We start from the raw sequence: 19354 nt of genomic DNA on the forward strand, positions 1-19354 counted from the left end.
AATCCGCCGATCGGGTTGTTCACCACCAGATGGTGGATTTCCCGGACAACGGCAGCAGATCGGCCACCGCCAGGTCCTTGCCGCTCAGGTCGCCGCTGACCACGCCGGTCAGCGCCCGCCTGCTCAGCAACCGCTCGCAGGCCAGGGCCAGATCGGCCGCGGTCACCGCGCGCAACCGTTGCGGGAAAACGGAAAACCAGTCCGGCGCGCGGCCGTAGCAGAGGTCGGTGGCGATCTTGTCGGCCAGCGCTCCCGGTGAGTCCAGCACGCCGAGGAACTGTCCCAGCGCGAACGTCCTGGCCGCCTCGAGTTCCGCGCCCGCCGGTGGCCTGCGCCGCAGGTTCGCCAGTTCCACGTGCAGGCCGGCGAGCAACTCCGCGCCGCGCCCGGCAGCGGCCTGGGCGGAGAGCAGGAACATCCGCTGCCCGCCGATCACCTCCATCCCGGCCGCGGCCGAGCAACCGGGCGCTGGAAACCTCAGCGCCAGGCGGGAATCGGCGTAGGCGCCCAGGGCGACGACGAGCAGGTCGTGTGCGGCTGGCGAGTCCGCGGCGGCGCCGCTGGGCGCGCACAGTTCCAGCCGGGTCTCCCGCGCGTCACTCAGGGCCAGCAGATCCCCGGTGGGTGTGGGTCGCGGCCGCGGCAGGACCCGGTGCTCGCCCTCGGGCCAGTGCCGCCGCACCGCGCCTGCCATCGCCGCCACCGCCGCCGCGGGCTCGATGTCCCCGGCCAGCACCAGGAAAGCCCCGGCCGGAGTCAGCAACCGCCGCCGGAACGCCAGCAGGTCCGCGGGCTCGGTGGCGGCCAGCAGGGCGGGATCGGGCAGGTCCGAGGGTGGCCCCGGCGGTGCGAAGGCCCGCTGCCGCAACAACCGGGCGAGGTGCTGTCCCCGGTCCCGCTGCCGTGCCCTGGCCTGGTTGACCAGACCGGCGCGCCAGCGGGGGTAGTCGGGCTGCTCGACCTCGTTGCCGCGCAGCGACTCCAGTATGGTCTCAAGTCCGGTGGCCCAGTCATGGGCAGGCAGGCTGGAGTGCACCCGCAGCCATGCACCGTCCCAGCTCGCCCCGGAGTGCCCGGTGGCGGCCGGCGTGGCCCGCAGGCTCCGGGCGAGCAGTTCGGTGAGACCGGCCTGCCGGGGATCGGCCGCGGCGGCCGGGATCAGCAGCCGCAACTCGGCCACCGGCGCCCTGGCATCGCGCACCGCGAGCAGCCGCAGTCCGTTGTCCAGCAAGGAGTCCGCCCACTTCGGGCTCATCGGCCGTTGTCCGGCACCGCGTGCAGGACCCCGCGCGGGGACGCCCGCAACCGCTCGGCGGCGGCCGGGACACTGTCCGGCGGCAGCGCGTCCAGCAGCCCTGGCCAGTCATCGAGCAGTTCCGCCCGGCCGAACAGGATCTCCAGCCTGCCCAGTGCGCAGCACCGGGTCAGCAGATCGGCGTGCCGCCGGTGGTGCTCCAGCCGGAGCCGGTCCCGGTGCCGCTCGAACTCCGCCCGCGGCAGGCCGTGTCCGGCCACTGTGGACAGTCGCCGGTCCACATAGGACAACAGCGCCTCCGGCTGGGTCTGTGGCCGGTGCACCGCGGTGAGCACCAGGGTGTCCGGGTCGGCGGCGTCCAGGTAGTCGAAGAAGCCGCAGCTGGAGTCCGAGGCCAGCGAGAGTTCGGCAGGCCAGCGCAGTGCGGGGGCCAGCACCTGGTGGGCGAGGTAGGCTGGCAGTTCGGTGGCCGGGTCGGGCAGCGGGTAGCCGATCGCGAGACCGGGCAGGCTGATCCGCCGGTCGGGCAGCACGATCGTGCTCGCCTGCCGGAGCTGTTCGGTCAGCCGGGCCACCGGCGGCACCGGCCGGGCGGGGATGTCGCCGAAGTGCCGGTTGATGAGATCCCAGGCCAGCCCAGGGTCGAAGTCACCGCACACGGTCAGCACCGCGTTGCCCGGCGGGTAGTGCAGGCCGAAGAACTCCCGGCACTGCTCAGGGGTGATCCCGGCCAGCCGGGTGGTGTCGCCGAAACCGTCGTGGGCGTTGGCGAAGTCGCGGTAGAGCGCCTGCGGCAGGCGCGGCCACGGGAAACCGCCGTAGGGCCGCTCCCGGACCGAGAGCCGAATCTCCTCGGCCACCCCGGCCAGCTGCCGCTGGATACCGGCCTCGGTGAACCGCGGCGCGCGCATCCGGTCGGCCTCCAGGAACAGGGCGAGTTCCAGGGATTGGCTTGGCAGCACCTGGAAGTACCGGGTGTAGTCCTGATGGGTGCGGGCGTCACCGGCCCCGCCCGTCGCGTGCACCCGCGCACCGTGCTCCCTGGGCCCGACCTCCGCGCTGCCCTCGAACATCAGGTGCTCGAACAGATGCGCGAAGCCCGCCGCCTGCTCCGGCTCGTTGCGGAAGCCGACCCGGTAGTGCACGCTGACCGCCACCCGCGCCGCCTCCGGCACCGGCGCGAGCAGCACGGTCAACCCGTTGCCGAGCCGGTCGCGCCGCAACCCGCCGGGGCTAACGGGCATCGTGCTGGGCCGCGCCGAGCAGGCCGACGCCCACGGAGATGAGCCACAGCGCGAACTTCCGGTCCGGTTTCCCTGAGCTGACCCGTTTCGCCCGGCGCTGGGCCGCGACCAGGTCCCGCCAGCGGCCGGACCACTGCTCGACGTCACCGCCGCAGGCCAGCACGTAGCCGCGGACCACCGCCAGGGTGGGCAACCGGTGGCCGCGGGCGGCATCGGAGAGCGAGGTGACGGAGAAATGGGCCTGCCGGGCGAGTTCGTGGTACGGCGGACTGCCTGCCCTGGCGCGCAACGAACGCAGGTCGGCGGCGAAGCGGTGCACCGGACCCGCGCTCGGGTCCAGCGGCAACTCTGGTCGTGCCACGGTCAACTCCCCAGTTCTGCTCAGATGTGTTCCCGGCGCTGATGCGACCACCAGGCGAGCGCGCCGACCCCGGCCAGCCACGGCAGGAAGGCCACGGGCGCGCGGAAGTCCCCTGGGACAACGGATATCGTGAGTGCCAGCACCGCATCCGGCAGGTAGCCGCCCAGCTCGGGCCAGGTGAGCACCAGGGGCAGTTCGACCGCCAGCGGCAGGCCGAAGGTGATCGCGGTGGCCACGTAGTAGTTGGCGCAGAGCCGGGTCAGCAGCACACCCCAGACCCCGGCCAGCACACAGGCCAGCACGCAACCCGCGGCCAGGGACCAGGTCAGCCCACCGAGATAGGGGTCATCGCCCCGTTGCAGCTGCCAGATGAGCGCGCCCCAGCCGAACACCCCCGCCACCGCGACGACGAGTCCGGCGATGGCCCCGGCGAGGCAGCCGGCCACGAAGGACGCGCGCCGGGTGGTGAGCCAGGCGAGGCGGCTGCTGGTGCGGTAGTGGTAGTCCCGGCTGATCAGCCAGGAGCCGATCCAGCCCGCGGTCAGCGGCGTGGCCATCAGGAACAACCACATCCGGCTGCCCGATGCGGCGGCCTCGCCCACCCGCCCGGCCACCTCGTCGGGGGCGTAGCTCCAGATCAGGTACGGCAGCAGCACCGCGTAACCGAAAGCGATCGCGGTCCACCAGCCACTGCGCAGGCGCAGCAGTTCGGCCCGCACCGCCTCACGCACGGCTGGTTTCCGCGCACCGCGTTGATGATGTCACTCTGCTCTCCCCAGACCGGACCTCGCATCAGCCCGTTCAGCGTCTCCGGGCGGCAGCCGGTGGGGGAAGTAGCCTTTGACATCAACCAGGCATGAGTAAATCACCGGCGGCGCGGGGGAGATCGGCACCCGCCGGGTCGAACGGAGCAGGTGGCCACGGACCGGCATGTGTGGTCCGTGGCCACCTCCCGATCAGCCGGCCAGGTAAGGACCGACCTCAGGCTGCTGCAGTTCGCGCGCGTCCACGCCGGTCCCACCGGGAACCTCGGTGGCCGGGCAGGTCAGGCCCCAGCGCGGGGGCTTGAGGTTGATCAGGTACTCGTCGACGGCCACGTTCACACACGGGCTCGGGCCGCTCTGGCGGTACGCGGTGTGGCCCCAGCCCTCATAGGTGATCAGGCGGGCGCCGCTCTGCCTGGCCGCGGTCACGTTCCACTCGTACACGGTGGCCGGGTCGTGGATGTTGCCGATCATCACCAGCGGCGGGGCGCCCTTGATGTCCAGCCTGCGCTGCGGGTTCGTGGTCTTGGTGCCGCTGTTGACGCAGGTCATGGCGTGGTCGACGTAGGGGGACCACTGCACGTTCGGGAAGCGCTTGTCCAGCCGGTCGCGCAGTTCCTTGTACTCGGCGTAGTCGCGGACCGGGTAACGCCAGTCGCTGCACCAGATGGTGGGGTAGGCGATGTTGGCGATCGGGCCTGCCAGCGTGGTGACCGCGCTGTCGGTGACGGCGCCGTCGCGCAGGCCGCGCAGGGCGGTGGCCACGGTGCCCCACTGGGCGGGGCGGGTGGTGCCGAAGGCGTAGCTGGACAGTGAGTAGAAGTCCACCTTGCCGTTCGGGCCGACCAGGGTGCCCGCCTTGGCCTTGGCACGCAGTTCGGCGTAGACCTTCTTGGTGTCCTGGCCGTAGAGCGCGCACTTCGCGGTGGTGTCACACCACTTGGCGAACTCGATGAACGCCTGCTCCACCGGCGCGGTCTCGCTGCGCATGAAGTCCCAGGCGGTGTTCATGCTGTGGTCCATGTTGCCGTCCAGCACCAGCGCCCGGACCCGGTGCGGGAACTTCTCGGCGTACTGCTGACCCATGACGCTGCCGTAGGAGTAGCCGACGTAGGTCAGCTTCTGCTCACCGAGCGCGGCCCGGATCGCGTCCATGTCGCGCACGGTGTTCAGGTTGTCCACGTTCTCGGCCAGCTTGCCCGAGTTGGTCCGGCAGCTGTCGTGCAGCTGCCGGTTCAGCGAGGCCAGCTGGTCGAAGTCGGCCTGGCTGGTGGGGTGCCGCGCCGCGGTCGCCTTGTTCGCCAGGTCGGCGTCACAGAGCAGCTTGCTGCTGGTGTTGATGCCGCGCGGGTCGAAGCCCACCTGGTCGAAGCGGGCCCGCACCGCCTCGGTGAACTGCTCGGAGCCCTTGACCGAGGCGACACCGGAACCACCGGGGCCGCCCGGGTCCATCAGCACCGCGCCGATGCGCTTGGCCGGATCCTTGGCCTTGCGGCGGGCCAGGCCAATCTGGATCTTCTCCCCGGCCGGGTTCGCCCAGTCCACCGGGACCTCGACGAAGCCACAGTCCACTGTGGGCGCGTTCGGACAGGGTTGCCAGTCGATGGGCTTGACCGTTGGTTCGGCCGAGGCCACGCCCGGTGCCACCACCGCACCGGAGACGGCCAGCGCGCCCGCGACAAACGTGAGCAGTGCTCGGTTCCGCGGACGTTTCGCACGCATGTGTTGAGTAACAGTTCTCACACACGCCCATACTGCCCATGATCGGATCCCGCCGCCAGGGATGGCGGGTACCGGACAGCTCGCCCCGCGGGCCCCCCGGGTCAGGCGGTGGCGGGCAGTGAGTACGGCAGCGGGGGCAGGACCAGGGAGTTCAGCAGCCTGGGCAGAGTGCCTGCCGCGCGTGGCGGGGCGAGTCCGGACTCGGCCAACAGGTTTTTCAGTTCGGCCCGGCAGCCCCTGAGCTGGGCCAGACAGACCTGTTCGGCCCGGTCCAGGGTGGCCGGGGACAGGGTGGCGCGTTCGCCGATCCGGAGCAGGCCGGGCAGCCGGTGGTCGTACCGGGACGGCTCGGTGGCGGGTGGTCCGGTGAGCGCTTTCCAGAAGGCCGCGTCCTGACGGGGCGCGGGATCGGTGATGCGCGCTGGCGCGAAGTCGCGGGTGATCAACTTGTGCAGAAGCGCGTCCTCGTCGACCCGGCCGAGCTGGGTTGGACAGTCCATTGTGGACTTCAGGTCGGCGTGCAGCCGGGTGGGCAGCAGGTTGCGCTCGGGCAGCAGTTCCACCGCGGGGCCGATCCCGGCGGCCAGCACCGGCACCCCGGCGGTCAGCGCCTCCAGCATGGCCCGGCCGGTGGCGTCGGTGGAGCTGGTGCCCGGACAGAGCAGCACGTCGATCTCGCCGAAGAGCGCGTCCAGGTGATCCGGCGCCAGTTCGCCGAGCATGGTCACCGCGGCGGCGGGCACCCAGTCATCGGCCAGCCGCGCCCGCACCGCGTTCTCCTGCCAGCGCGGGGAATCCGGTCGCCCGGCGCACACCAGCCGAGCCCGTCCGCCGGTCTCCCGGTGCAGCCGCCCGAACACGCCGACCACCTGGTCGAAGTTGCGCGCGGCCGAGTGAGCGCCGAGAAAACCCACCCGCAGCACCGTGTTCATGGGCGGCACGGGCAGCGGTGGGAAGGCGTCCAGGCGATCCAGCAGCGGATAGGACACTGCCGCGGCTCGCGGTTCGGTGGCCGGGAAGTGCCGCAGGTAGAGCCGGCGGGCGTACTCGGTGGGGAACAGCGCCAGATCACCGGGCCGCAGCAGTGGCGCGCACAGTTCCTCCTGCAGCCAGTAGTCCGCGCGCAACGCGGCGTGCACCTGGCGGACGATCCGGAACTCCCGGCCCAGCCGCTCCCGCCAGCGGTGGTAGAGGAAGGCGTGCGCGCCGGCCAGGACCAGGTCGCCGTCGGCCACCTCGGCCAGGCAGCGCGGGCCCGCGGCCAGGTCGTGCGGGACAACTCCCTTGTGCGACAGCAGGAAGCACGCGGTGTCCCGGTGCGTCCGGGACTCGCCGTCGCCCGCGTGGGCGGGCCGGCGGCCGTGCAGGTGGAGCCTCACGTCAGGGTGCCTCGATCGGTGGCGGAATCGATGAATCCAGTCTCCAGTCCGGCGGTGACGGCGTCGATGTTCGGTGGCACCACGCAGCGGACCACGGATTGTGCTGGCGGACAACAGAGGTTGTGTAGCGTGCCGCGGGCAGGCCAATCCGGGAGGCGGGTGCGGTGATGGTGGTGGATCCGGCCGGTGACGCGGTCGCCGGTCTCGGGCTCGTGTTACTGGCGCGCGCACCCGAACTGGCCGAGGAGCTGACCCGGCGGATCCGGGCGGCCCTGCCGGTCTACCGCACCGGCCAGGTGGTCACCGCCAAGGAGGTCCGGGCCACCTGTCTCAACCACATCCGGGCCATCTACGGCGCGGTCGGCCGCCGGGTGGACGTCGGCACGCGCGAGTCCTTCGAGAACGGGCGGGTGCGGGCCAGGGCCGGCATGCCGCTGGCCACGGTGATGGAGGCCTACCGGGTGAGCGCGCGGTTCCTGTGGGAACAGCTCACCGAGGCCGCGCTGGCCGCGAACGCCTCCGGAGCGGTGCTGATGCGCGCGGCGACGGACATGTGGCAGGTCCATGACGTGTTCACGCAGGCCATGGCCGACGGCTACCGAGAGGAACTGACCGAACGGTTGGTAGGGCAGGAACAACGCCGCTCCGCCGTGGTACAGGCGCTGCTGGAGGGCGGGCTGGCCGAGGGCGGCGACCTGTGGGTGGCCGCCGATGTGCTGCGGCTGCCGCCGTCCGGGCCGTATGTGGTGCTGGCCGCCAACGTCCGGGAGATCGGCGAATCCGGCCTGCCGCAGGTGGAGAGCAGGCTGCGCGCGGTGGACATCCCCTCGGTGTGGCGGTTGCAGCACGACGAGCAGCTGGGTGTGGCCGCGCTGACCCGGCCGGCCGAACAGGTCCCGAAGCTGCTTGACCTGCTCCGGACCGCGGTCGGCGTCGGGGTGAGCCCGGCCTACCACGACCTCACCGAGACACCCCAGGCGCTGACCCTGGCCCGGATCGCATTGAGCGCCAGCACCCCGGACGAACCGGTGGTGCTCTTCGACCGGGCTCCGCTGGCGGTGGCCGCGGTGAGCGCGCCGGAGGTGATGCGGCGGGTGGCCCGCGGCGCGCTGGCCGGACTGGACGAGTTACCGGAGCGGGAGCGTCTACTGCTGCTGGACACCTTCGCGGTCTGGCTGGACAGCGGCTCGGCCCGGACCGCCGCGGCCACCCTGCACGTGCACGCCAACACCGTCCGGCACCGGCTGCGGCGGCTGGAGGAGCGCACCGGGCGGTCGCTGTCCGTGCCCCGGCAGCTCACCGAACTCGGGCTGGCCGCCGAGATCGATCGCAGGCTGGGTCGCTGACCTGCTGCTTACGTAGCCGCTACGTGGTCCGCCCGATGCCCCGCCACGCCGGGCGGGAGACCGTCGTGGCTGCCCCAGCAGCACGACGAAGGGACCTCGGCCATGACCCACGCCGTCCGGGACACCGCCGCCAACCGGGTCCGGGAACTCGGCTTCGCCCTGCTGCGCCGGGCCGACGCGCACACCGAGGAACTCACCGACCTGCTCCAGGACGCCCTGCCGGTGTACCGGTCCGGGCTGGTGCTGGACCGGGCCGGACTGCGCGCCGCCTGCCGGGACCGGCTACGCGTGGTCTACTCCGCGCTGGCCAGGCGGCCCTGCGCCACCACCCTGTCCGCCGCGGGCATCGGCCGCCGCCGGGCCGCCGCGGGCGTGTCCCTGGCCACCCTGCTGGAGGCCGCGCACCTGCTGATCGGCTTCATCTGGCGGCGACTGGCCGACACCGCGCTGCACACCGGATTCGCCGGACCGGCCCTGGCCCACGGCACCCAGCACGCCTGGGACCTGCACGAGGAGTTCGTCCGCGAGCTGGTCCTCGGCTACCAGCAGGAGATCGCCGCCGGTGCGCTGGAGGCGGGCGCGGCGCACACCGGCACCATGCGCGCCCTGCTGCGCGGCAGCGAACCGGTGATCTCCTGGGCCGCGACCGAGGCCCTTGGCCTGCCAAGGGAAGGCACCTTCCTCGCGGTGGCGGCCACCGCGGTCGAGGGGGACGCGGCGCGGCTGATCTCGACCCGGTTGCGGGCAGCCGGGATGTCGTTGGGGTGGACCGAACTGGACGGGGTCGACGCGGGCATCATCGCCACCCCGGCCCGCGCCGAGAGCCTGATCTCCCTGCTGCACGGGCTTTCCGGCGTCCAGGCCGGGGTGAGCCCCGCCTACCGGAGCCTGACCGGGACCGCCAGGGCGTTCCGGCTGGCCCGCACCGCCCTGGACGCCGGCACCGCGCGGAATCCGGTGGTGTGCTTCGACTCCGCGCCGCTGGCGATGATCGCGGCGAGTTCACCGGCGGCGGCGGACGGACTCGCCGAGGTGTTGCTGGCGCCGCTGGCCGACCTGCCAGAGGTCGAGCGGGAGCTGCTGGTGCGCACGCTCGGGGCCTGGCTGGACGCCGGGGGATCGGCCGGCGCGGCGGGGGAGTTGCTGTACTGCCACCCCAACACCGTGCGCTACCGGCTGCGCAAACTGCAGGAGCGCACCGGTCGCTCGCTGGCCGATCCCGTGGCCGTCACCGAACTGGCCCTGGCCTACGAGGCTGGCCGGCGACGGCGTAGGCGGCCTGACGGCTGCTGAGCCGCAACCGCAACCCCTGCGGGTGCAGCACCGCGCCCGCGAACGCCTTCACTTCCTGCCCGCCCTCCCGGCTGAACGTCCAGCGCTGCAGGAAGCTGGCCAGCACCAGGGCGTTGGACAGCATGGAGAAGTTGTCCCCGATGCACTTGCGGGCGCCGGAGCCGAACGGGATGAACACGTTGCGCGGGTGCGTGGGGCGCAGCCACCGGTCCGGCCGGAACTCCAGCGGGTCCGGGAAAGCGGCCGGATCGCGGTGCATGGCGGCGAAGCTGTAGAGGAAGTTGCGCCCCACCGGGAACTCCACCCCGCCCAGGGTGACCGGGGTGATGGTCCGCCTGGTCTGGAACCACACCGGGCAGTACAGCCGCAGGGTCTCCATCAGGGCCCGGTTCAGCTTGCCCAGCCGGGGCAGATCCGCCACCGTCGGCGGCCTGCCCTGCAACACCTCGGCCAGCTCCTCGGCGATCTCCTGCTCCAGTTCCGGCGCGTTGATCATGGCGTAGAGGAACCAGCTCATGGTGCTGGCCGAGGTCTCGCTGCCCGCCATCAGGAAGGTGACCACCTGGTCGACCAGCAGCTCGTGCGACAGGCCTGCCCCGTGCTCGTCCCTGGCCGCGATCAGCTGCGACATCAGGTCGGTCGAGTTCTGGCCGGTGTCCAGGTGCCGGGTGACGGCCGCGCCGACCGCGCCGCGGATGGTGGTCCGCGCGCGCTGGAAGCGGATGTTGGCCGGCAGCGGCAGCTTGTTGAGGAAGTCCGCAGGCATCAGGGTCTGGCGCAGGATCCCCTTGAGGAACTCCGGCAGCAGGTCGGCGAGACTGACCGAGACCTCGTCGAAGTCGTCCCCGGAGAAGATCGTCTTGGACATCAGCACCATGGTGAGGCGCTGCAGCTCGGGGTACAGCTCCAGGACCTGACCCTCGGCGTACCGCCCGACCTGCTGCTCGGCGCCCTCGGCCACGATGGCGGCGTACTGCCGGAGCGCGGCCTGGCTGAAGGCGGGCTGGATCATCCGGCGCTGCCTGCGGTGCTCGGCCTTGGCGCAGGTCATGAGCCCGTTGCCGAGGAACAGCTTGACGTGCTCGAAGAAGCGGCCCTTGTCGAACTTGTCACTGTCGGCCGTCAGCACCTGGTGCAGCAGGTCCGGGTTGTTGATCAGGTAGTACGGCTGCCCGCCGACGCCGATCTCGACGATGTCCCCCAGCGGGGCAAGGGTCTCCAGATAATTGAGCCGCCCCTTGGCCAAGGCCAGTGCGTTGCCCAGGACCGGAAGCCGATTCGGCGCCTTGACCACCGTCGCGTGTGCCATCTGTGTAGCTCCTCAAGAGCCGTTGTTCCGGGGGATTTGCGAATTCGATCCGAGCCTGTCAGGAACGGCGATCGGGGTCGATGTACGGCAGAACAAAAAGAGGGACACCGCCGCTGTGCGCTGAAACAACCACGCGGGTTTCCGGCGAATTCCGGGTTAGGAAGTGCGTAGTCGCTACGTAGTCTGCCCGATGTGCGCACGGCCCAGCTGGATACGCTCCGGGCATGTCGGAGGCAGGGCAGGAACTGGCACATGCGACCGAGGAGATCGCCGATACGGTCATCGGACGAATTCGGGCAAGCGTACCTGCCTATCGGGCTCTGGCCGGGTCCGGCGCCGAGGAATTCCGGCAGAGCATCCGGAGTCACGTTCGATTCGCGCTGGCCGCGCTGGAGTCGGCCGCGGTGCTGGACGTGCCCGACACCCGGGAGGAAGGGCGGCGCTCGGCCGAGGGCGGGATCCCGTTCGCCGCGGTGCTGGCCGCCTGCCAGGTGGTCGCGGACTGCCTCTGGGAACGGCTGTCGGCGGCGGGGACGCCACTGCCCTCGGCAGCCAGGATGTGGACCGGCCTGCAGACCTGCGTGCGGCAGCTGGCCCTGGGCTACCAGGAGGAGTCGCTGCACCAGGCCCGCGCCGACGAGCAGCGGCGCACCGCCCTGCTGGACGCGCTGCTGGCCGGGCGCCTGGACGGTGAGGACCTCAGCCAGGCCGCCGACGTGCTGCGCATCCCGGCCCGCGGCACCTACGCGGTGATCGCGGCGCAGGTCCCGGCCATCGGCCGCAACGCGCTGTTACGTGCGGAGACCACCCTGCAGGCCAGCGGCGCGGCCTCGGTCTGGCGGCTCGGCCCCGATCTCGAGGTCGGCGTGGCCTGCCTGTCCATCTCGCACGTGCAACCGGGTGAGCTGGCCGAACTGCTGCACGGCCACTGCGCGGGCCCGGTGGCGGTCAGTCCGGCCTACCACGACCTGCGGGAGAGCGCGGCGGCCCTGCGGCTGGTCACCGAGGACCTCCGGCGGGCGAGCGCCGATCCGCTGGCCGCCGCGATCGCGGCCGCCCCCGATGTGCTGGCCAGGGTCGCCGAGGTGGTCTTCGCCGAGCTGGCCGGGCTGCCCGTGGCCGAGCGCGCGCTGCTGCTGGACACCTTCGGCGCCTGGCTGGCCTGCCATGGTTCGGTCGTGGACACGGCAGGCAGCCTGAATTGTCATCCGAACACCGTCTGGTCCCGGCTGCGAAAACTCGAGGAACGCACCGGGCGATCGCTGACCGACCCGAGACAGCTCGCCGAACTCAGTCTGGCCTATCGCATCACCCGGGAAAACCAATTTCCGTGATTACGTAGTGCCTACGTACTTGTCGCGATGTCCGCCGAACCCGGGCGTGCGCAGACTGGAGACCACGTAAGGTCGTCGGAGGGATTTGTGTGCCTATCAGGGATCTAGTTCGCGACTTCGCCATTCCCGCCATTCCGGTGGCGGCCTGGCACGGACAGGCGGAACACGAGACGAGACGATGGGTGCGCCGGTTCGGAATGGTGCGGGCGCCGGCCGCCTGCGCGCATTTCGACGCCATTGGCGCTGGCCGGTTGTCCGCGTGGGTATACCCGGAGGCGGCCCTGGAGGTGCGGGGTGTGGTGACCGACTGGCTGTCCTGGCTCTTCGTCATCGACGACCAGTGCGATGAGGGCCTGCTGGGCCGGGACCCGGTGGCGCTGGACCGGCTGACCGGCCCGGTGCACCAGGTCCTGGACGGCCGCCGGGACGACCTGCCGCCGCTGGCCGCCGGCCTGGCCGACATCTGCGACCGGGTCAGCCACCTCGGCCCGTGGTGGGCCCGCTACCGCGATCACGTGCGCGGCTACCTGGACGCCTGCCGCTGGGAGGCGGCGAACCGGGCGGCCGGGCGGGTGCCGGTGCTGGACGCCTACCTGCCGCACCGGCGCTGGGCCGGTTCCATGCTGGCCACCCTGGACCTGACCGAACTGGCCACCGGCGACCTGCTCACCGACCAGGAGTGGGCCGATCCGGACTACCAGCAGGCCATGACCGCCGCCGCCGACATCGTCTGCTGGACCGACGACGTGGTGGCGGTGGACAAGGAGGTCGCCCGCGGTGACGTGCACAACCTGGTGATCGTGCTCTCCACCCGGCACGGCATCCCGTGGGCGGAGGCGACCCGGCTCGCCGGGGACATGCTGGACCGGCGGGTGGCGGAGTTCCTGGCGGCCGAGACCCGTTTGCTGGCCGCGGATCCGGCGCGCTGGAGCCGTAACCTGCACGGGCTGCGGGCGTGGATGCGCGGGCACCTGGACTGGGGTGCGGAGACGGCCCGCTACCGCGAGGTCGACCGCTGCGAGGGCGTGCCGGCCTACATCGAGGAACTGCTGGTCGGATGAGGTGCTGGGGCGGCGCCGGATCGACGCCGCCCCAGCACGTTCCGCTGTTCAGCTCGCGGTCACCACGGGCACGGCGCCCTCGACGGGCTCCATCTCCTCGGCGATCCGCATGGCCTCCTCGATCAGGGTTTCCACGATCTGGTGCTCGGGCACGGTTTTGATCACCTTGCCCTTGACGAAAATCTGGCCCTTGCCATTGCCGGAGGCCACACCCAGATCCGCCTCGCGAGCCTCACCGGGGCCGTTGACGACACAGCCCATCACCGCCACCCGCAACGGCACCTCCATGCCTTCCAGCCCGGCGGTGACCTGTTCGGCGAGGGTGTAGACGTCGACCTGGGCGCGGCCGCAGCTGGGGCAGGAGACGATCTCCAGCTTGCGCGGGCGGAGGTTGAGGGATTGCAGGATCTGGGTGGCGACCTTGATCTCCTCCACCGGCGGCGCGGAGAGGGAAACCCTGATGGTGTCGCCGATACCGCGGGACAGCAGCGCGCCGAAGCCCACCGCGGACTTGATGGTGCCCTGGAAGGTCGGCCCGGCCTCGGTGACCCCCAGGTGCAGCGGGTAGTCGCACTGTTCGGCGAGCAGTTCGTAGGCGCGGACCATGACGACCGGGTCGTTGTGCTTGACGGAGATCTTGATGTCGTGGAAGTCGTGTTCGGCGAACAGCGAGGCTTCCCACAGCGCGGATTCGACCAGGGCTTCGGGGGTGGCTTTGCCGTACTTCTTGAGCAGCCGTGGGTCGAGGGATCCGGCGTTGACGCCGATGCGGATCGGGGTGCCGGTCTCCTTTGCCGCCTGGGAGATTTCGCCGATCCGGTCGTCGAACTTCTTGATATTCCCCGGGTTCACCCGAACGGCGGCGCATCCGGCTTCGATGGCGGCGAAGACGTACTTGGGCTGGAAGTGGATGTCGGCGATCACCGGGATCCCGGATTTCCGTGCGATGGCTGGCAAAGCGTCCGCGTCGTCCTGCGAGGGGCAGGCGACTCGCACGATGTCGCAGCCCGCCGCGGTGAGTTCGGCGATCTGTTGCAGGGTCGCGTTGACGTCGCTGGTGAGCGTGGTGGTCATGGTCTGGATGGACACCGGGTGATCGCTGCCCACGCCGACTTTGCCGACCTGGAGCTGCCGGGTCTTCCGGCGTTCGGCGAGCACCGGTGGCGGCAGGTCCGGCATGCCGAGGGAAACCTGGCTCACTGCAACACACCTTCCAGGCGGGACGGGTGCGGGACGGGGGTGCTGCCGAGGTTCGCCCGCGCGGCCTCGGCGATCGACTCGGCGTCCAGGCCGCAGGCGGCCAGGATGTCGCCGCGGGCGCCGTGGTCCAGGAAGGCCGGTGGCACGCCGAGGTTGTCCACGGGGGTGCGGACCCCGGCCGCACCGCAGGCCTGGGCGAGCGCGGTGCCCAGGCCTCCGGTGCGCACCCCGTCCTCGACGGTCACGACGAGGCGGTGTCGTGCGGCGAGGTGGACCAGGGTCGGGTTGATCGGGAGCAGCCAGCGCGGGTCGACCACGGTGACGCCGAGGCCGTCCTGTTCGAGCAGTGCGGCGGCCTGGAGCGCGGGTTCGGCGAGCACCCCGGCGGAGACGATCAGCACGTCCAGTGGGGTGTGCTCACCGCGGTAGAGCACGTCCATGCCGTCCATCCGGTTGCGGGCCTTGATCGCCGGACCGGCCGCGGCCTTGGGGAAGCGCAGCGCGGTCGGGCCGGGGTCGTCCACCGCCTCGGCGAGCAGCGCCGCCAGCTCCACCGGATCCCGTGGCGAGGCCACCCGCATACCCGGCACCTGGCCGAGCAGCGCGAGGTCCCAGACACCGTGGTGGGACGGGCCGTCCGGGCCGGTGATGCCCGCGCGGTCGAGGACGAAGGTGACCGGGAGCTGGTGCAGGGCGACGTCCATGAGGACCTGGTCGATGGCGCGGTTGAGGAAGGTGGCGTACAGGCAGACCACCGGGTGCAGCCCACCCATGGCGAGCCCGGCGGCTGAGGTGACGGCGTGTTGTTCGGCGATGCCGACGTCGAAGATCCGGTCCGGGAAACGCTGGGCGAAGCGGTGCAGGCCAACGGGTCGCAGCATCGCCGCGGTCAGCGCGACCAGGTCAGGGCGGGTCTCGGCGAGTTCGGTGATGTGCCTGCCGAACAGGCTGGTCCAGCTCGGCGCGCCACCGGCCTTGCCGGTCCCGGTGGCCGGGTTCAGCACGCCGATGCCGTGCATCCGGTCGGCCTCGTCGTTCTCCGCGTGGGTGTAGCCGCGGCCCTTCTCGGTCACGCAGTGCACCACCACCGGCTGGTTCAGCTCGCGGGCGTGCCGCAGCGCCGTCTCGGTGGCCCGCACGTCGTGGCCGTCGATCGGGCCCAGGTAGAGGAAACCCATGGTGTGGAACAGGTTCCGGCCACTGGCCGCGCCGGATCGGAGGGCGCCGAGGTGTTCGGCCAGGCCGCCGATGGTCGGGTCGTAGGAGCGGCCGTTGTCGTTGAGCACCACGATCACCGGCCGCCCCGAGCCACCGAGGTTGTTCAGCGACTCCCAGGCCAGGCCGCCGGTCAACGCGCCGTCGCCGATCACCGCGACCACCCGCCGGTCGGTCTCCCCGCGCAGCTGCTGGGCCTTGGCCAGGCCGTCCGCCCAGGCCAGCGAGGTGGAGGCGTGCGAGTTCTCCACGTGGTCGTGCTCGGATTCCGCGCGCTGCGGGTACCCGGCCAGCCCGCCCGCCACCCGCAGGCTGTCGAACTCCTGCTGCCTGCCGGTGAGGATCTTGTGCACGTAGGACTGGTGCCCGGTGTCGAAGATGATCCGGTCCCGCGGCGAGTCGAACACCCGGTGCAGTGCGATGGTCAGCTCCACCACGCCCAGGTTCGGGCCGAGGTGCCCGCCGGCCCGGCAGACCTTCTCCACCAGGAAGTGCCGGATCTGCCCGGCCAGCGCGGGAATCTCGTTGGCGGGCAGGGATTTCAGGCGGTGCGGGTCGACGATGTGCGTCAGCGGTGTGGTGGTCATGGACGCCCCTGTTCGTTGGTGGTCAAGGATTCGACGCGGGTGGGACCGAGACCGCCGATCGCCGCGAGCACCCCGGTCAGCAGCTGCCGCCGGGTGTCGCGGTGCAGCAGCAACCCGACCGTGCCCGCCTCGGCCAGCCAGTCCGCGCGCACCTGCCCGGCCGAGCGCACCAGGTGCGCCGGCACGTCCCGGTACGGGGTGAGCGCGGCCGGGTCCAGCACCAGCAGCAGGTCCACCGGCTCCGGCCGGTCCAGCAGCAGGACCCGGCGCGGGCGCAGCGCGGCCGACCACTCGCGCACCACCGCGGCGGTGGCGGCCAGGGTGGCCGGATCGTCGGCGTTCGCGGCCGCGCCCAGCCCGACCGGCCGCCCCCGGTCGTCCACCCAGGAGGCGGTGAACCCGAGCGAGCGGTGGTCGCCGCACTCGTCGTCGTAGGTCAGCAGGCCCCGGCCCGCGCTCAGTCCGAGCCTGCGCAGACTCCCGGCCAGCAGCGGCGCGGCCGGACAGGGGGCAAGGCCACCGTCGGTGCGCAGGCCCTCGGCGATCACCGCCCCGCGCTGAACCGCTTGCGACGCCACCGAAACCGGGCGGAAAGCACTGTGGTGCCGCAACGAGTTCACGACTCCACACCCCGGCGCACGGCAGCGGGCAGTCCGAAGTGGACGGTCTCCCTGGTGACCTCCCGTTCGGTGCGGGTGATCTCGCCGAGCCCGCCGAGCGCGGTGACCACCTCCTCGACCAGTGCGGGCGGTGCGGAGGCGCCCGCGGTCAGGCCGAGCACCCGCACCCCGGCCAGCCACTCCGCCCTGATGTCGCCGACCCGGTCGATGAGCTGGGCCGGAGTGCCGTTGCGGCGGGACAGTTCGACCAGGCGGACGGAGTTGGAGGAGTTGGTGGAGCCGACCACCAGGACCAGGTCGGACTCGTCGATGACGGCCTTGAGCGAGTTCTGCCGGTTCGTGGTGGCGTAGCAGATGTCGTCGCTGGGCGGCTCGTGCAGCAGCGGGAACTTCGTCCGCAGTGCCTCGACCACCTCGGCGGTCTCGTCGATGGCCAGGGTGGTCTGGGTCAGGTAGGACACCCGGGCCGGATCGGCGAGGTCCAGCCCGACCACGTCCTCGGGGGTCTCGACCAGGATGGTGGCCTCGGGGGCTTCGCCGAGGGTGCCTTCGACTTCTTCGTGTCCGGCGTGGCCGATGAGCACGATGGTGTCGCCGCGGGCGGCGTAGCGGCGGGCTTCGGCGTGCACCTTGGTCACCAGTGGGCAGGTGCCGTCGATGACCTCGAGGCCGCGCTGGGTGGCCTCGGTGCGGACGGCGGGGGAGACGCCGTGGGCGGAGAAGACCACGGTGGAGCCGTCGGGGACCTCGTCGAGTTCGTCCACGAAGATCGCGCCGCGGGCGGCCAGGTCCTCGACCACGTAGGTGTTGTGCACGATCTGCTTGCGCACGTAGACCGGGTTGGTCCGGGTTTCCAGGGTGCGTTCGACGATCTCGATCGCCCGTTCCACGCCCGCGCAGAAGGACCGTGGACTGGCCAGCAGGATCGAGCGCGGACCGGCCACCGCGGACCACTCTGCGAGGACCTGCTCGGCGGCGGCCAGCGCGACTGGATCGTCGGGCGGGGCGGCGACGCCGAGTCCGGCCGCGCCCAGCGCACCCCGGTCGATCGTGGCGTGCCGGGCGTGTTCGTCCAGGTGCAGTGGGCCGGTGCGGACCGGCAGGCCGCGGCGGCGCAGATCACCGGCCAGCAGCAGCGCGGCGGGCGCCGGGATCTCGCCCGCTTCGGTGCGCAGGGCGGTGGCGACCAGCACGCCGCCCGTCCCGTGGTGTGGGGAGTTCATGGGGTTCTCGCTCCTTGGAGTCAGTGCCTGCGGCGGGTGATCAGGTTGGCCAGGTCGAGCAGCTGCCGGGCCGCCTCCGGTTCGCAGGCCGCCGACTCCAGGCACTCCACCGCCGAGGCGACCTGCCGCCCCGCCTCCCGCTGCGTCCAGCGCCTGCCGCCTGCGGCCTCGACCAGGTGCCGCATGTGGTCCAGCTCGTGCGCCTCGATCGGCTCCGGCCGGGCGTAGTAGGCGGCCAGTTCCCTGGACTGGGCGGTGTCCGCGGCCAGCGCGGCGGCCACCGGCAGCGACTTCTTCCGGTTGCGCAGGTCGTTGCCCGCGGACTTGCCGGTGACCTCGGGTGCGCCCCAGATCCCGAGCAGGTCGTCCACCAGCTGGAAGGCCAGCCCGATGTGATCGCCGAAGCGGCGCAACGCGCTCACCCGCGCCTCATCGGCCCCACCGGCCAGCGCGCCCAGCGCGCAGGAACCGCCCAGCAGCGCGCCGGTCTTGCCGGCCACCATGGCCAGGCACTCGTCAAGGCGCACCGAGGTCCGCTGCTCGAAGGCCAGGTCCGCGCTCTGCCCGTCGCACAGCGCCAGCACCGAGTCGTTGAGCCAGCCCACCGCGATGCTCGCGGTCGCGCCACCGCCGTCGGCGAGCACCCGGGAGGCCAGCGCGAGCATGGCGTCGCCGAACAGGATGGCGTCGGAGGTGCCGAACACCGTCCACGCGGTCGGCCGGTGCCGCCGCACCGGATCGCGGTCCATCACATCGTCGTGCACCAGGGAGAAGTTGTGCACCAGCTCCACCGCCACCGCGGCGGGCACCGCGGCCTCGGCCGTGCCACCCACGGTCAGCGCGGAGAGCAGCACCAGCGCCGGCCGGATCGACTTGCCGGGGTTGGCCCGGATCGCGCCGCCGTCCTGGTCCCACCAGCCCAGGTGGTAGCCGGCGCCCCGGCGCATCAGCGGCGGCAGCGTGTCCACCGCGCGGCGCAGCGCGGGTTCGATCAAGGACCGGCTCCAGGCGAGTACGTCCTCGGCGGAGCGTTCCCCAGTCACCGCGGTGGTCAAGGTCATGCGGTCCACTCCTCACAGAAAGTGATCGGTTGGGGACCACCGTCGCGGCGAGCGGACGAGCGGACATCGGCGGAACCACGTAGGAGGTACGGACTTTCCCCCGAGTTGGTTTATTGATCATCACATTTGGTCAGTGCGGACGGTGAGCGGCGCTCTACCCGCTTGGCGGTACCGGCGTGACTCCCGGCCGTCGATTTGGGATCGATTTGGTGGCGCTGTCACGGAGCAGAGTCGGCAGCCCCCATCGGGTAGCGTCGACATTCAATTTGCCAATGGCGGTAACCGCTCCGTACTGCGTTATTCGGCCGGTTAACTTCACGTGCAAATTGCGTGTCCGCCCGATGTCTCTGGTAATTTTTCGCGGTCCTGGGCGCTTGGAT

General features: G+C 71.6%; 16 protein-coding genes. 4 read left to right on the forward strand and 12 right to left on the reverse strand.

Features of this window, described 5'->3' with window-relative positions; translation table 11 throughout:
• Window positions 1-19: 19 nt before the first annotated feature.
• The 6 genes from HNR67_RS22705 to HNR67_RS22730 all read right to left on the reverse strand — a co-directional run bounded on the left by HNR67_RS22705 (window position 20) and on the right by HNR67_RS22730 (window position 6725).
• The gene (locus HNR67_RS22705; protein WP_185004216.1) at window positions 20-1255 is read right to left on the reverse strand and encodes a M16 family metallopeptidase; all 1236 of its coding nucleotides are present in this window, start codon (window positions 1253-1255) and stop codon (window positions 20-22) included.
• The gene (locus HNR67_RS22710) at window positions 1252-2478 is read right to left on the reverse strand and encodes a M16 family metallopeptidase (RefSeq protein ID WP_185004217.1); all 1227 of its coding nucleotides are present in this window, start codon (window positions 2476-2478) and stop codon (window positions 1252-1254) included. Before HNR67_RS22710 ends, HNR67_RS22705 begins: the two co-directional genes overlap by 4 nt.
• A gap of 10 nt (window positions 2479-2488) precedes the next feature.
• Complete coding sequence (locus HNR67_RS22715) at window positions 2489-2860, reverse strand: hypothetical protein (protein WP_185004218.1); 372 nt, start codon at window positions 2858-2860, stop codon at window positions 2489-2491.
• Between the two features lie 20 nt (window positions 2861-2880).
• Window positions 2881-3591, reverse strand: coding sequence for a hypothetical protein (locus tag HNR67_RS22720; protein ID WP_185004219.1), 711 nt, complete (start codon window positions 3589-3591; stop codon window positions 2881-2883).
• A gap of 225 nt (window positions 3592-3816) precedes the next feature.
• Window positions 3817-5346, reverse strand: a complete 1530-nt coding sequence (locus HNR67_RS22725) for an alpha/beta hydrolase (RefSeq protein WP_185004220.1) — start codon at window positions 5344-5346, stop codon at window positions 3817-3819.
• A gap of 101 nt (window positions 5347-5447) precedes the next feature.
• Window positions 5448-6725, reverse strand: coding sequence for a glycosyltransferase (locus HNR67_RS22730; RefSeq protein ID WP_185004221.1), 1278 nt, complete (start codon window positions 6723-6725; stop codon window positions 5448-5450).
• Between the two features lie 167 nt (window positions 6726-6892).
• On the opposite strand from HNR67_RS22730, the gene HNR67_RS22735 reads away from it, so the two are divergent.
• Together HNR67_RS22735 and HNR67_RS22740 are read left to right on the forward strand one after the other, a co-directional pair.
• Window positions 6893-8071 carry a helix-turn-helix domain-containing protein gene (locus HNR67_RS22735; RefSeq protein ID WP_185004222.1) on the forward strand — a complete coding sequence of 393 codons (1179 nt, stop codon included), beginning with the start codon at window positions 6893-6895 and terminating at the stop codon, window positions 8069-8071.
• Between the two features lie 102 nt (window positions 8072-8173).
• The gene (locus HNR67_RS22740; RefSeq protein ID WP_185004223.1) at window positions 8174-9364 is read left to right on the forward strand and encodes a helix-turn-helix domain-containing protein; all 1191 of its coding nucleotides are present in this window, start codon (window positions 8174-8176) and stop codon (window positions 9362-9364) included.
• Here the strand turns inward: HNR67_RS22740 and HNR67_RS22745 are convergent.
• Entirely contained in the window at window positions 9300-10673 is a 1374-nt protein-coding gene (locus tag HNR67_RS22745) for a cytochrome P450 (RefSeq protein ID WP_185004224.1), read from the reverse strand. The two genes, HNR67_RS22740 and HNR67_RS22745, sit on opposite strands and share 65 nt — an antisense overlap.
• A 224-nt stretch (window positions 10674-10897) precedes the next feature.
• Between HNR67_RS22745 and HNR67_RS22750 the strand changes: the two genes are divergently transcribed.
• Together HNR67_RS22750 and HNR67_RS22755 are read left to right on the forward strand one after the other, a co-directional pair.
• Window positions 10898-12007: a PucR family transcriptional regulator gene (locus HNR67_RS22750; RefSeq protein WP_185004225.1), complete on the forward strand. Its 1110-nt coding sequence runs from the start codon at window positions 10898-10900 to the stop codon at window positions 12005-12007.
• Between the two features lie 182 nt (window positions 12008-12189).
• The gene (locus tag HNR67_RS22755) at window positions 12190-13068 is read left to right on the forward strand and encodes a terpene synthase family protein (RefSeq protein ID WP_185004226.1); all 879 of its coding nucleotides are present in this window, start codon (window positions 12190-12192) and stop codon (window positions 13066-13068) included.
• Window positions 13069-13116: 48 nt separating this feature from the next.
• Here the strand turns inward: HNR67_RS22755 and ispG are convergent, their stop codons facing one another.
• The 5 genes from ispG to HNR67_RS22780 form a co-directional block, all read right to left on the reverse strand.
• A complete protein-coding gene (ispG, locus tag HNR67_RS22760; RefSeq protein ID WP_185010978.1) occupies window positions 13117-14247 on the reverse strand; it encodes a flavodoxin-dependent (E)-4-hydroxy-3-methylbut-2-enyl-diphosphate synthase in 1131 nt (376 codons plus the stop codon).
• A gap of 17 nt (window positions 14248-14264) precedes the next feature.
• The gene (locus HNR67_RS22765; RefSeq protein ID WP_185004227.1) at window positions 14265-16070 is read right to left on the reverse strand and encodes a 1-deoxy-D-xylulose-5-phosphate synthase; all 1806 of its coding nucleotides are present in this window, start codon (window positions 16068-16070) and stop codon (window positions 14265-14267) included.
• Window positions 16067-16618, reverse strand: coding sequence for a hypothetical protein (locus HNR67_RS22770; RefSeq protein WP_185004228.1), 552 nt, complete (start codon window positions 16616-16618; stop codon window positions 16067-16069). The genes HNR67_RS22765 and HNR67_RS22770 overlap by 4 nt, the downstream gene beginning before the upstream one ends.
• A gap of 68 nt (window positions 16619-16686) precedes the next feature.
• On the reverse strand, window positions 16687-17913 hold the full coding sequence (ispH, locus tag HNR67_RS22775; protein WP_185004229.1) for a 4-hydroxy-3-methylbut-2-enyl diphosphate reductase: 1227 nt from the start codon (window positions 17911-17913) through the stop codon (window positions 16687-16689).
• A 20-nt stretch (window positions 17914-17933) separates the two neighbouring features.
• On the reverse strand, window positions 17934-18974 hold the full coding sequence (locus HNR67_RS22780) for a family 2 encapsulin nanocompartment cargo protein polyprenyl transferase (protein WP_185004230.1): 1041 nt from the start codon (window positions 18972-18974) through the stop codon (window positions 17934-17936).
• Between the last annotated feature and the right edge of the window lie 380 nt (window positions 18975-19354).

Source organism: Crossiella cryophila (assembly GCF_014204915.1).
Classification (GTDB): Bacteria; Actinomycetota; Actinomycetes; order Mycobacteriales; family Pseudonocardiaceae; genus Crossiella; species Crossiella cryophila.